Below are 12134 nucleotides of genomic sequence, written 5' to 3'. Positions count from 1 at the left end.
GGCGCCCTGCTCGCCGTCGTCGACGAAGCGCCGGCGGAAGCCACCCAGGAGGTCACCGCGTCATGAACGTCGAAAGCCAGGAGCACAAGGACCAGGTCCGGTGCGGAACCCCTGCCCCGATCGCTGTGCCCTACCGACTTCCGCCGGGGCGGGATTCCGGGCGTCCGCCGTTCCAGAAGTCCCGCAGAGCGGCGACGAGTTCACCGGGCGCCTCCTCGGCGATGTGATGGCCGGACGCGATGGGGGCACCCTCCAGCCCGGCATCCGCCCAGTCGCGCCACACGGAGAGCACATCGCCGTACAGATCGACCATGTCGTCACCCGTGGCCCACAGCACCTGGAGCGGGCAGCTGATGCGCCGGCCCGCGCGCCGGTCCTCCTCGTCGTGACGCCGGTCCACGCCCAGGCCCGCGCGGTAGTCCTCGCACATGGCGTGCACCGTGGCCGGGTCGTGGATCGCACGCCGGTAGTCCTCGTAGGCCTCCGCCCCCATCGTCCGGGGATCGGCCCGGTACCAGGCCTCGGGGTCGGCGTTGATGATCCGTTCGGCCGGCTTGTCGGTCTGCCCGAGGAAGAACCAGTGCCACCAGCTCGCCGCGAACCGGGCGTCGCAGCGGTTCAGCGCCTCCCCGATCGGGACGGCGTCCAGCACCGTGAGCGAGCGGACCGCCTCGGGGTGGTCCAGCGCGAGGCGGGTGGCGACGTAGGCCCCGCGGTCGTGGCCCACGACGGCGAACCGGTCGTGACCGAGCGAGCGCATGAGGTGCAGACAGTCGCCCGCCATGGCCCGCTTGGAGTACGGCAGATGCTCGGCGTCCGTGACGGGCTTCGAGGACCCGCCGTAACCCCGTAGGTCCGGGCAGACGACGGTATGGCCCGCCTCTTTCAGCAGCGGGGCGACCCGGTGCCAGGTGGCGTGCGTCCTCGGATGGCCGTGCAGCAACAGAACGGCCGGGCCGTCGCCGCCGTGGCGCACGCGCAGACGGGCGCCCTCTCCCTCGCGGTCCGCCAGTGTGAACCCTGTGAACACGGTCTGAGCCCCCTCCGTCGCCGCCGGTGTCCCTGACCGTGTGTCCGGGGCGACGGAGGCCATGCCGACGGGCAGCTCGTTCGGCAGGCGGGCCGGCTCAGCGCCGCCCGACCACGCCCCGTACGAAAGCGGCCTGGCCTGCGTGCTGGAGGTCGTCGGCGATGACACTGATCAAGCGCACCCCCAGCGTGACCGGCGGACTCCAGGCCTCGTCCACCACGCGGTCGAGCGCCTCGTCGTCGAGCCCCTTGACGTAACGCAGCGTCTGATCGACGACGGCGTCGTGGTACCCGAGCAGCAGGTCGGGAGAGTCCACGCGGACCGCCGCGACCTGCTTGCTGCTGTGGCCGTACCCCGTCGCGCCCGGGCCGAGGGGGAGCTCGAACCGGTCCGCCCATCCCGCGTGCCACACCTGTTCCAGGTCGGCGGCGTCGGCGACATGGTCGTCCTGAACCCGTGTCAAGTGCCACACCAGCCAGGCGATGGAGTTCGCGTCCTGGTCGATCCGAGCGTTGAGCTGCTCGGCGGAGAGGCCCTCCACCGCTCCGTGCACCGTCTCCTGGACCCGTCCGAAAGCGTCCACCAGCACGTCGACACTGTCCATGTCCTGCTCCCTGGCCGCGTCCGCCCCGGCGGGTCCGCCGAGGACAGCACCAATGTACTTTTCGGGCCCGCTCGGCGCGAAAGGCTTCGGGCGGCGGCGCGAGAGGGGTTCGGGCGGCGGTGCGAAAAGCCCCGCCGGCGCCAGAGGGGCTCGGGCTGCGGCGCGAAAGGCCCGGTGCGAGCGCATCCGGCGGCCTTGCCGGCCCCGGACCGCGGGGCCGGGCCGGGCGTGACATGCGGCGGACGCCGAGCGATGTTGAGATGGATGAGTGGCTCCGCACGAGCGCGACCACCCGCCACGCGCGCGCAGTGCCCCTGACCCGGCAGCGAGGGATCCTGGTGCCTTCCGTCAGTCATGGACCCGAGATCGGACCTCCGCACAGCGAGGACGACCTGGACAAACTTCTGCTCAGGACCGCGCAGGGCGACGAGGACGCCTTCACAGGCGTGTACGACGCGGCCAGCGGCCCTGTCCTGGGACTGGTGCGCCGCATCCTGCGGGACTCGGCGCAGTCCGAGGAAGTGGCCCAGGACGTATTGGTCGAGGTGTGGGTCACGGCGGCACGCTTTCGGCCCGAGGAGGGCAGCGCAAAGACATGGATCATGACCCTCGCCCATCACCGCGCGGTGGACCGGATCCGGTCCGCCGAGGCCAGGAACGAGCGCGAGCAGAAGGCTGCGCTGCTGGAGCGGACCCGGCCGTTCGACGAGGTGACCGAGCGTGTCGAGACACAGCTGGAGTGGCAGCAGGTCCGCCGGTGCGTACACCGGCTCACGGACATGCAGCGGCAGGCGGTGACACTCGCCTACTACCAGGGCCTGACGTACAAGGAAGTGGCGGAAGTGCTGTCCGTCCCGCTGGGCACCGTCAAGACCCGCCTGCGCGACGGTCTGATCCGCCTCAGGGACTGCCTCGGGGTGTCGAGATGACCGGCGCCGATCTGCACATGGCTTCCGGTGCCTATGTCCTGCATGCGCTTTCCCCCGATGAACGCGCGGCTTTCGAGTCCCATGTGGCGGCATGCGAGGCGTGCCGGGAGGAAGTCGCCGAACTGAAGGCGACGGCCGCACGCCTCGGGGCGGCCCTGTCCGTCACCCCGCCGGCCGAGATGCGCGAGCGGGTCATGCGCCGGGTGGCGGGCACGCGGCAGGAGGGCCTGCTCCCGCCGCCGTTGCCTGTCAGACGGACCGTTCAGGTGTCCCGGGTCGTTCTCGCGGCATGTCTGACACTTGCCGCGGCAGGTGGCGGAGTCGCCCTGTGGCAGCACCAGGAGGCCGAGGACGCCCGGGCCTCGGTCCGGCAGATTGAGCAGCGTCAGGCGGGCGTGGCGGAAGTGCTGACCGCCCCCGACGTCCGGCTCCAGACACGGGAATGGGAGGACGGGTCCACGGGAACGGTCGCGTACGCCCCCAGCAAGGACGCCGCGGCTCTGATCGTGGCGGGTCTGGCCGAGTTGCCCGCGACCAAGGTGTACGAAGCGTGGTTCGCCGGCACGGAGGCGATGAGGTCGGCCGGGCTGATCGGTGGCGCCGAGGATCAGCAACTGGTGATGCTCGACGGACCGGTGGCCGGGGCGACGACTGTGGCGATCACCGTCGAACCGGCCGGCGGCTCCCCGCAGCCCACCTCCACTCCCCTCGGAGTCATCAAGGTGCCGACGGCCTGATGCGCGGCCCGGCACCGCATGGGACGACAGCCGTCCCGAGCCGCGTTGGCAGTGTCGTCCCGGGCTCGTGCTTCTGCGGCTGATTCCGCGCCTGTCGCCGCCCGTGGAGGAGCCGGCACCCGAACGGGTGCATCCACGAGCGCCTCCGCAGGGGAACCCCTCTCATGCGGTGCAGGCCGGATGCGGGGTGTCGCGTGGACTTCGGCGCCTCGGTTGCTCTGATGGTCCCGGTGGCCGGCACCGCCGGGCGGCGGGCATCAGGCGGTCAGGCGGTCGCCCGGGCGCTCGGGCGGGGCCGAGCCGCCGGTTGGTCGTGCAGGAGACATGAGCGAAGGAGCCGGCTTGAGGGTGCGGGAGACGGACGCCGACGTCGTGATCATCGGTGGTGGTGCCTCGGGCCTGTCGCTGGCGCATGCCCTCGCGACCTCAGAGGGTGCGGGCAGTTGCTCCTACGGCTCGGGCAAATTGTCCGTCGCGCTCGTGGAGGCGCCGGAGGGCCCGCTCCGCCCCGCCGAGCGCACGTGGTGCTTCTGGGAGGAGGCGGCCGGTGAGTTCGACGACGCGGTGACCGCGTCGTGGGGCCGGTTGCGCGTACACGGACCGGACGGACACGTGTCCGGCGGCGGCCTCGGCCGTCTGCGGTACAAGATGATCCGGTCCGCCGGCTTCGAACAACTCGTCCACGCCCGGCTCGCGGACCTGGAGCACGTCCGCCTCCTGCGGGCCACCGCCCACGAGGTACGTGCCACCGCGGACGCCGCCGAGGTCCGGTGCACCACCGCCGACGGACGGGCCGCGCACGTGCGCGGCCGCATCGTCTACGATTCCCGGCCTCTTCCCTCGCTGCCGCCGGCGCGCACCACCCTGCTCCAGCACTTCCGCGGCTGGTTCGTGCGGACCCGGCGGCCGGCGTTCGATCCCGAGGTCGCGGACCTGATGGACTTCCGCGTGCCCCAGCCACCCCACGGGCTCGCGTTCGGCTATGTGCTGCCACTCGGGCCGCGCGACGCCCTGGTGGAGTACACCCGGTTCTCGCGCGCCCCGCTGTCGCGGGAGTCCTACGACCGGGCTCTGCGGCACTACACCACCGACGTGCTGAGGCTCGGCGCATTGGAGATCAGGGACGCCGAACAGGGGGTGATCCCGATGACCGACGCCCGCTTCCCCCGGCATGCCGGGGCAGGCGTCTTTCGTATCGGAGCCGCCGGAGGCGCCACCCGCCCGGCAACCGGATACACCTTCTCCGCTTCGCGACGGCAGACAGGGGGCATCGCGGCCGCGCTGCGCGCGGGACGGTCGGGCGCCGTGCCCGCACCGTGGTCCCGCAGGGCGATGGCCATGGACGCGGTCATGCTCCGAGCCCTCGACACGGGCCGTGTCGACGGACCGCGGTTCTTCTCCACGCTCTTTCGGCGTACGCCACCGGAGCAACTGCTGCGCTTCCTCGACGGCCGTACCGGGCTCTTCGAGGATCTCCGCATCGGCTTCGCCGTACCCATGTGGCCCATGCTGCGCACCGCGCTGGAGCTGCCGTTCCTCCCCCGCCGGCCCGCAGGTGCCTCCCGGACAGCCATCGCCCAGGCACCCGTCACCGGCGCTTCTCCCCCATGACTCTCCTCCCCATGGCCTTCCTCCCCCGTGAAATGAGCAGCTGATGACCCTTCTGCGGGACCGCGACCTCACCCGGGCCTTCGACCATGCCGCGGCCGGCTACGACCGCCTCGTCTCAATGAACCCGGGCTACCACGCCGACCTGAGGCGCTCCGCGCGCCGCCTCCGCCTGCCCGACGGCGGCGAGGGCCTGCGCGTGCTGGACATCGGCTGCGGCACCGGCGCATCGACCGCGGCGCTCCTGCGGGTGGCACCGGGAGCTGAGATCACGGCCGTCGACGCCTCAGCGGGGATGCTGGAACGAGCGGCCGCGAAATCGTGGGCCGGGCACGTGCGATGGGTGCACACACCGGTGGAAGAGGTCGCGCGGGCGGGAGTCCAGGGACCGTTCGACGCCGTCTTCGCCGCCTATCTCTTCCGCAATGTGGCGCGCCCGGACGCCGTACTGGACCGGGTGCACGCACTGCTGAGGCCGGGCGGACGGCTGGCGGTGCACGAGTACAGCCTCAGCGGCTCGCCGGTGCATCACGCCCTGTGGTCGGCGGTGTGCCGCGGCGTGATCGTTCCCGCGGGCACCCTCATGGGCGACCGCGATCTCTACCGCTATCTGTGGCGGAGCGTGCTCGCCTTCGACCGGGCACCGGACTTCGTCGACCGGCTGGTCCGCGGGGGCTTCCACGAGGCGCGGGCCCTCCCGATGCCGGGCTGGCAGACCGGGATCCTCCAGACGTTCCTCGCCCGGCGGGGCGCACCGGGTGAGCGGCGGTCCACGTCATGAGCGCGGCGGACGTCCGTCCCGCCCGCCGTGGCAGGGACCGCAGGGCGCAGATCGTCATGCCCGCGCAGGGCCGGGAGCGCTGCGCGGGGGACGCGCCGCGCACAGCGGTCGTCGGAGGCGGCATCGCGGGCCTCGCGGCCGCGACAGCTCTCGCCGAGCGCGGAGTGCGGGTGACGCTCTTCGAGCGGGAGCCCGTGCTGGGCGGACGGCTCGCGGGTCGGCCCGTGGAACTGGCCGACGGGTCCACGGCGACCATGAGCCGCGGCTTCCATGCGTTCTTCCGTCAGTACTACAACCTGCGCGGACTGTTGCGCCGTGCGGACCCCGGTCTCTCGGGACTCACACCCCTGCCGGACTACCCGCTACGTCACCGCAGCGGGACCACCGACAGCTTCGCCCGGGTGCCACGCACCCCGCCGTGGAGCGCTCTGGGTTTCGTCGCCCTGAGTCCGACCTTCGGCTGGCGGGATCTGGCCGGCATGGACCCGGTCGCGGCCCTGCCCCTGCTGGATGTGCGGGTTCCGGACGTCTACGAACGCTACGACGAGGTCAGCGCAGCGGATTTCCTCGGCTCCATCCGGTTCCCCGAGGCCGCGCGCCACCTGGCGTTCGAGGTCTTCTCACGGAGCTTCTTCGCCGATCCGCGGGAACTCTCCGCGGCGGAGCTCCTGGTGATGTTCCACATCTACTTCCTCGGATCCGCGGAGGGGCTGCTCTTCGACGTCCCCCGGGAACCGTTTCCGCAGGCGCTGTGGGACCCTCTGGAGCGCTATCTGCGGGGTCTCGGGGTCGAGGTGCGGACGGGCACGGCCGTGCGGTCCCTGCGACCGGACGCCGGCGACGCCTTCGTCCTCGACACCGACGGACCGGTCGAGCGGTACGACGCCGTCGTCCTCGCGCTGGACGTGCGAGGTCTGCGGACGGTCGTCTCCGCCTCGCCACACCTGTGCGACGCCGCCTGGCGGGAGAACGTCGGACGACTGCGCAGCGCCCCGCCGTTCGTCGTCTCGCGCCTCTGGCTCGACCGGCCCGTCGCCGCCGACCGGGCGGGGTTCCTGGGCACCAGCGGCTTCGGCGGGCTCGACAATGTGAGTGTGCTCGACCGCTGGGAGGGCGAAGCGGCCCGCTGGGCCGGACGCACCGGTGGCAGTGTGGTGGAGTTGCACGGATACGCCGTCGACGAGGGGGCGGACCGGCTGCTGATGCAGGAGCGGTTGCTCCGTCAGCTGCACGAGGTCTACCCCGAGACACGCGAGGCCGAGGTGATCGACGCCCGCCACGAGTGGCGGGCGGACTGCCCGATGTTCCCGGTCGGCGGGTATCTCACGCGCCCGGCCGTCCGCACGCCCCATCCCTCCCTGGTGATGGCGGGAGACATCGTGCGTACGGGTCTGCCCGTGGCACTCATGGAACGGGCCGCCACCACGGGCTTCCTCGCGGCCAACGCCCTGCTCAGGCAGTGGGGGGTACGGGGGCACCCCCTGTGGACGGTGCCGCGCGAGGGCCGGTCCCGGACCTTGCGCACGCTGGCGTCGCTGAGCCGTACCTGACCCGTTCCCCGACGCCGGGACCCGCCCGGCGGCCGGGAGCCCGCGGTACGGTCGCTTCCCGGCTCGCCGTATCAGCCGGGGAAGCGACCGGCGCTGCGCAACTGCCGGCGCCGCTCCGCGTAGGCGAGATCGTCACGCCACAACCGACCGGCGGCCCAGCGCATCAGTGGCCGCAGAGCCGGAGCGACAGCCCGTGCGCCGACGAAGCCGGGACGGTCCGAGGTGGCGACGACGGCCTCGACCACGGCCGTCCGGGGCACATCGCGATCGTCGGTCCCCAGCGGGGTGGCATGCGTCTCGACGACGGAGCCGATCCCCTCGCCGCCGGTGATGTGCATGACCACGGTCCGGGGTTCGGGCGCGGTGAACGCGGCCCGCACCGGCACCACCAGGCGTCCGGCCACCTTGAAGGAGACATCGACGACGAAGGCATCGTCCGTGCCCGCCCTCTCGTCCCCCTCCGGCCCCTCCGGGACGCTCACCACCGTCAGATCCACGAACGAGTACGGGTGGAACCACGAGCCGTGCCAGGGGTCGAGCCTGTTGGCGACGATGTCCTCGGGCTCGCAGCGCCCCACCGTGGTGAAGACCGCGTCCACGGCGCCCCGTTCCGGCCGCCGCGGTACAACGGGCCGGTCGAGCGGCGGTTCCCCGCCGAGCGCGTCGAGGCGGACCCAGGCCAGCACACCGTCGTCGTACGCCGGAAACGGCTCCCACCCGGCGAACGGGCCGCCGTCCAGGGACAGACCGTGCCAGTGGCAGACCACCGTGCCGCACACGACCCGGCTGTCGCGCAGCGGAGCACCGAGATGCGGGCAGGCACCCGGTCCCGCCCTGAGTTCGCCGGCCTCGGTGCGCCACGCGACGACCTCCATGCCGCCCACGGTGCGTCCGAACGGCCGGGGGCCGGAGCCGATGTCGCGCGAGGCGCCGATGACGTACCAGTTGCCGGAAGGCCGCGCCGCGGCGCGTTTGAGCGCGCCCCCGATCAGCGCGGGGCGGGCCGCCTGCCAGGTCGGCTGCTGCTTCTCCCACGAGGCGCGGGGCCGCATCCTGAGCGGGAGGGACCGGCGCCGCCGGCCGATGGGGTCGCTCATCGAGGACGCTCCTCTCGTCCGGCGTCCATGCCGGGGCCCGAGACCGTGACAGGGGCGCCGGCCCGGGGCCGGACGCCCTTGGGCGTCCGGGTGACCCGGGAGCGCGCCCGGGCGCCGGCGATCCCGGCCAGTGCGGCCAGTGCCACGGCCGCCCGGCGCCTGCGGGGCACCACGGAGCGCCGGTGCAGCACGCGGTAGTCGTCTTCGGCGATCGCGTCGAGGATTCCGCCGTACAGCGTGAAGGCGGTGCGCATACACGGGCGTACCCGCCGGTCCAGCATGTCCAGTCCGGGTTCCGCTTCCCGGTAGACACCGCGGGTGAGCTGTGCGGCCTCCTCGAACGCCGCCCTGATCCGTGGATCGGTGGCCCCGGAGCCGCGGCTCCACTGGAGGAGTTCACGGTCCACGCCGTGCGCGGCGAGCAGATCCTCGGGGAGATACACCCGGCCGCGGTCGAGGTCCTCTCCCACGTCCCGCAGGAAGTTGGTGAGCTGGAAGGCCACACCGAGGGCGGCCGCGTGCGGCGCGGCCTGCTCGCGCGGTACGACGGTCCCGAGGACGGGCAGCATCTGCAGGCCGATCACGGCCGCCGAACCGTGCATATAGGTGCGGAGGTCGGCGTAGGTGGCATAGCCGGTGACATGGAGGTCGCTGCGCATGGACGCCATGAAGTCGTGGAAGAGCACGGGATCAATGGCGTAGCGTCGAGCGGTGTCCGCCACCGCCCGTACCACCGGCTCGTCACTGCGGCCGTCTCTCAGGCCTTCGTCCAGCTGCCGGTCGAGACGGGTGAGGGCCCGGTCCCGCTCCTCGGGCGTGAGCTCCGGCGCGAGGTCGTCGACGATGTCGTCGGCCCAGCGGGCGAAGCCGTACAGCGCGTGCACGGCACTGCGCCGGTCCACCGGGAGGAGTCGGGTGGCCAGGAAGTAGGTCTTGCCGTGCCGGGCGTTCAGGAGACGGCACCGGGTGTAGGCAAAGCGCAGGCCGGCGTCGGTGATGCCTGCCGCGTCGAGTTCACGTGCGGTCATCGGCTGTGCCTTTCACCGGCTGGGCAGGGACGTCGGACGGGTAGGGGGTGGTGCGGGCCTTTCGGCTCGGCGCGCGGCCCTGTCCGGTGATGCGGGCGGCTGCGAGCTTGCCCGAGATCAGGACGGTGGGGACGCCGACGCCCGGTGTGGTGCCACAGCCGGCGAGTACGGCGTTGTCGATGCCCCGGACGAGGTTCCGGGGCCGGAACGGGCCGGTCTGGGCGAAGGTGTGGGCTGCGGAGAAGGGGGTCCCGGCCGCGTGCCCCTGCTCGGTCCAGTCGACCGGGGTGACCAGGCGTTCGTGTTCGACCGACTCGCCGAAGCCGTGCAGTCCGCGCCGCTCCAGCTCGGCGACCAGGCTGTCGCGGTAGCGGGGTGCGAGGTCGTGCCATTCCCGGACGCCCGGTCCGGTCCGGGTGTTGGGGCAGGGAGCCAGCACGTAGTGCAGGTGCTTTCCCTCGGGGGCGAGCGACGGATCGTGTGCGGTCGGCCGGGTGATCAGCAGGGACGGGTCCGTCATCAGGCGGCCGGTGCGGGTGATCTCGTCGAAGGTGCGCTCCCACGCGCCGCCGAACGACAGGGTGTGGTGACCCAGGTGGGGCCAGGTGCGGTCGGTGCCGGCGTGCAGGATGACGGCGGAGGGCGAGTGACGCAGGGTCACGGCCCGCTGGGGCTCACGGCCGAGCAGCCGGTAGGTGACGGGCAGGTCGGGGGTGAGGACGGCGGCGTCGCAGGCGAGCCGTTCGCCCGTGGAGAGTTCCACCGTGCGGATCCGTCCGCCGGATTTGTGCAGGGCGGTCACCTCGGTGCTGTAGCGGAACTGCGCCCCCGCGTCGCGTGCGCTGTCGGCCATGGCGCGCGGCAGCGCGTGCATACCGCCTCGGGGGAAGTAGACCCCCGCCACGGTGTCCATGTAGGCGATCACGGCGTACGCGGCGAGAGCCCGGGCCGGTGGTACGCCCGCGTACAGGGCCTGGAAGGAGAACACCCGGCGCAGGCGCGGGTCGGAGAGGAAGCGGCCGATCTGGGCGTCCAGCCGTCCGAATCCGCGCAGCGCCCCGAGCCGGGCCAGGTCGGGGTGGAGCAGTTGCAGGGGCGAGTCGAAATTGGTGTCGATGAAGCGGCGCATCTGGGCCCGGTAGAGGGCCTGGAGCCAGTGCCGCAGCCGCCGGTAGCCCGCTGCCTCGACGGGCCCGGCGAAGCGGCGGACCTCCTCCTCCATCGCCTCGGCGCCGGTGTGCACGTCGAGCGCGGAGCCGTCGGCGAACTGCGCCCGGTAGGCGGGGTGCAGCTCGATCAGCTCGACCCGGCGGGCGAGCGAGTCCCCCACGGCGGCGAAGGCCTCGTCGGCGAGGTGCGGCATGGTGAGCACGGTCGGGCCGGTGTCGATCGCGTAGCCGCCCATGTCGGCCCTTCCCGCGCGGCCGCCCGGCTCGGGCGCCCGCTCGACCACGGTCACGCTGCGGCCCGCGCCGAGCAGATGCAGGGCCGCCGCCAGCCCCGCAAGGCCCGCTCCGACGACGACCACATGGTCCGTGGGCCCGGGTACGGTCTTCATGCCGGTTCTCCGGTCCGGTTCGGCTGTACGCCCGCGGCCCTGCCGACGAGGCGGGTGAGTTCGCCGACGATGTACGGCTCGCTGTCCAGGGAGGCGAGGTGGCGGACACTCAGCTCCACGAGGCGATCGATCTTCTCCTCGACGACGGCGGGGGCGCCGGTCGACTCGATGGCCTGCCGCAACCGGTCCACCTCGTCGTCGGTGAGTGAGCGCCCCTCGCCCCCGGGGTTCAGCCCGTCGGTGATGTCCGTGACACCGCCGGTGGCGGCCAGACGCACGGCCACGGCGCGGAGGTAGGTGGCCTTGCCCTCGCGCAGGTCGTCGCCCGAGGGTTTGCCGGTGCTCGCGGGGTCCCCGAAAGCGCCGACGAGGTCGTCCCGGAGTTGGAAGGCGATACCCGCGCAGCGGCCGGCGGACCGCAGCGCGTCGGTGGTGCGTTCGTCGGCCCCTGCCAGGGCGGCGCCGAGCGCCAGCGGACGCTCGACCGTGTAGAGCGCGCTCTTGAGCCCCGCGATGCGTACGGCTTCGACCACCGAGGTGGATCCGGTGGCCTGGGCATGCATGTCGAGGTACTGGCCGGCGACGAGTTCCGTGCGCATCGCCTGCCACTCCCGGTGGACACGCGAACCCTGAGGGGACGTCAGCGCGGTGGAGGTCATCAGATCGTCGGCCCAGGACAGCGCGAGGTCTCCGGCGAGGATCGCGGCGGCCGTCCCGAAGGCGGCGCTCGATCCGCGCATTCCCTGCGTGGTGTGCGCCTGGGCGAAGGCCGCGTGCACGGCGGGTGCTCCGCGGCGCACGGGTGACTCGTCCATGACGTCGTCGTGGACGAGGGCGCACCCCTGGATCAGTTCGATGGCGGCTCCGAGCCGCAGTGCCGCGTCCGCCTCCTCGCCGTCGGTGGTGCCTCCGGCGGCCCGCCAGCCCCACCACAGGAAGCCCGCCCGCAGGCGCTTGCCACCGCGTATGACGAACTGGGCGAGCTGCTCCGCGACATCGGCCGCGAACTGTGCGTCGACGCGGGAGGCATGGTGCACCCGCTCGCGCACGTACCGGCCGAGGACCTGCTCGACGGCGGCGGTGACGTCCCGGTCGACGTCCGGGCCTGCTGTCGGTGGGGTGCCGGTCTGCGGGCGGCCGGTGAGGATGCCCGTGCCGTTCTGCATCACCTGCGTACCGAGCATGCACGCCGCCTTTGTTCAACGGGGAGTT

11 protein-coding genes are annotated in these 12134 nt (G+C 72.7%); 5 read left to right on the top strand and 6 right to left on the bottom strand.

The window, feature by feature from the left end; all coding sequences use genetic code 11:
- Positions 1-130: 130 nt before the first annotated feature.
- Both ABTX78_RS33165 and ABTX78_RS33160 read right to left on the bottom strand, forming a co-directional pair.
- Positions 131-1030, bottom strand: coding sequence for an alpha/beta fold hydrolase (locus ABTX78_RS33165; RefSeq protein WP_352210492.1), 900 nt, complete (start codon positions 1028-1030; stop codon positions 131-133).
- Positions 1031-1127: 97 nt separating this feature from the next.
- Positions 1128-1634, bottom strand: a complete 507-nt coding sequence (locus ABTX78_RS33160; protein ID WP_352210491.1) for a mycothiol transferase — start codon at positions 1632-1634, stop codon at positions 1128-1130.
- A 338-nt stretch (positions 1635-1972) separates the two neighbouring features.
- Here ABTX78_RS33160 and sigK point away from each other — a divergent pair, with 338 nt between their 5' ends.
- The 5 genes from sigK to ABTX78_RS33135 all read left to right on the top strand — a co-directional run bounded on the left by sigK (position 1973) and on the right by ABTX78_RS33135 (position 7239).
- Positions 1973-2563, top strand: a complete 591-nt coding sequence (gene sigK / locus ABTX78_RS33155; RefSeq protein ID WP_352210490.1) for an ECF RNA polymerase sigma factor SigK — start codon at positions 1973-1975, stop codon at positions 2561-2563.
- Positions 2560-3300 (top strand): anti-sigma factor, encoded by a 741-nt coding sequence (locus tag ABTX78_RS33150; protein ID WP_352210489.1) that lies wholly within the window; start codon positions 2560-2562, stop codon positions 3298-3300. The genes sigK and ABTX78_RS33150 overlap by 4 nt, the downstream gene beginning before the upstream one ends.
- A 324-nt stretch (positions 3301-3624) precedes the next feature.
- Positions 3625-4911: a lycopene cyclase family protein gene (locus ABTX78_RS33145; RefSeq protein WP_352210488.1), complete on the top strand. Its 1287-nt coding sequence runs from the start codon at positions 3625-3627 to the stop codon at positions 4909-4911.
- Positions 4912-4954: 43 nt separating this feature from the next.
- Positions 4955-5689, top strand: a complete 735-nt coding sequence (locus ABTX78_RS33140) for a methyltransferase (RefSeq protein ID WP_352210487.1) — start codon at positions 4955-4957, stop codon at positions 5687-5689.
- A complete protein-coding gene (locus tag ABTX78_RS33135; protein WP_352210486.1) occupies positions 5686-7239 on the top strand; it encodes an FAD-dependent oxidoreductase in 1554 nt (517 codons plus the stop codon). The genes ABTX78_RS33140 and ABTX78_RS33135 overlap by 4 nt, the downstream gene beginning before the upstream one ends.
- Before the next feature lie 71 nt (positions 7240-7310).
- Here ABTX78_RS33135 and ABTX78_RS33130 read toward each other — a convergent pair whose 3' ends face one another.
- The 4 genes from ABTX78_RS33130 to ABTX78_RS33115 are packed head-to-tail and all read right to left on the bottom strand — an operon-like array spanning position 7311 to position 12106.
- A complete protein-coding gene (locus ABTX78_RS33130) occupies positions 7311-8336 on the bottom strand; it encodes a Rieske (2Fe-2S) protein (protein WP_352210485.1) in 1026 nt (341 codons plus the stop codon).
- The gene (locus tag ABTX78_RS33125) at positions 8333-9364 is read right to left on the bottom strand and encodes a phytoene/squalene synthase family protein (RefSeq protein WP_352210484.1); all 1032 of its coding nucleotides are present in this window, start codon (positions 9362-9364) and stop codon (positions 8333-8335) included. Before ABTX78_RS33125 ends, ABTX78_RS33130 begins: the two co-directional genes overlap by 4 nt.
- Positions 9351-10922 (bottom strand): phytoene desaturase family protein, encoded by a 1572-nt coding sequence (crtI, locus tag ABTX78_RS33120; protein WP_352210483.1) that lies wholly within the window; start codon positions 10920-10922, stop codon positions 9351-9353. The genes ABTX78_RS33125 and crtI overlap by 14 nt, the downstream gene beginning before the upstream one ends.
- Positions 10919-12106, bottom strand: a complete 1188-nt coding sequence (locus tag ABTX78_RS33115) for a polyprenyl synthetase family protein (protein ID WP_352210482.1) — start codon at positions 12104-12106, stop codon at positions 10919-10921. Before ABTX78_RS33115 ends, crtI begins: the two co-directional genes overlap by 4 nt.
- Positions 12107-12134 lie beyond the last annotated feature (28 nt).

The organism is Streptomyces sp. NPDC096193 (assembly GCF_040302905.1).
Taxonomy (GTDB): domain Bacteria; phylum Actinomycetota; class Actinomycetes; order Streptomycetales; family Streptomycetaceae; genus Streptomyces.
The sequence above is the reverse complement of the archived record's forward strand: the minus strand, read 5'-3'. Positions and strand labels throughout refer to the sequence as shown.

Coding starts and splice junctions, on each gene's coding strand:
- ABTX78_RS33160 (WP_352210491.1), bottom strand. CDS start 1,634: ATGGACAGTGTCGACGTGCTGGTGGACGCTTTCGGACGGGTCCAGGAG.
- ABTX78_RS33150 (WP_352210489.1), top strand. CDS start 2,560: ATGACCGGCGCCGATCTGCACATGGCTTCCGGTGCCTATGTCCTGCAT.
- ABTX78_RS33145 (WP_352210488.1), top strand. CDS start 3,625: ATGAGCGAAGGAGCCGGCTTGAGGGTGCGGGAGACGGACGCCGACGTC.
- ABTX78_RS33140 (WP_352210487.1), top strand. CDS start 4,955: ATGACCCTTCTGCGGGACCGCGACCTCACCCGGGCCTTCGACCATGCC.
- ABTX78_RS33135 (WP_352210486.1), top strand. CDS start 5,686: ATGAGCGCGGCGGACGTCCGTCCCGCCCGCCGTGGCAGGGACCGCAGG.
- ABTX78_RS33130 (WP_352210485.1), bottom strand. CDS start 8,336: ATGAGCGACCCCATCGGCCGGCGGCGCCGGTCCCTCCCGCTCAGGATG.
- ABTX78_RS33125 (WP_352210484.1), bottom strand. CDS start 9,364: ATGACCGCACGTGAACTCGACGCGGCAGGCATCACCGACGCCGGCCTG.
- crtI (WP_352210483.1), bottom strand. CDS start 10,922: ATGAAGACCGTACCCGGGCCCACGGACCATGTGGTCGTCGTCGGAGCG.
- ABTX78_RS33115 (WP_352210482.1), bottom strand. CDS start 12,106: ATGCTCGGTACGCAGGTGATGCAGAACGGCACGGGCATCCTCACCGGC.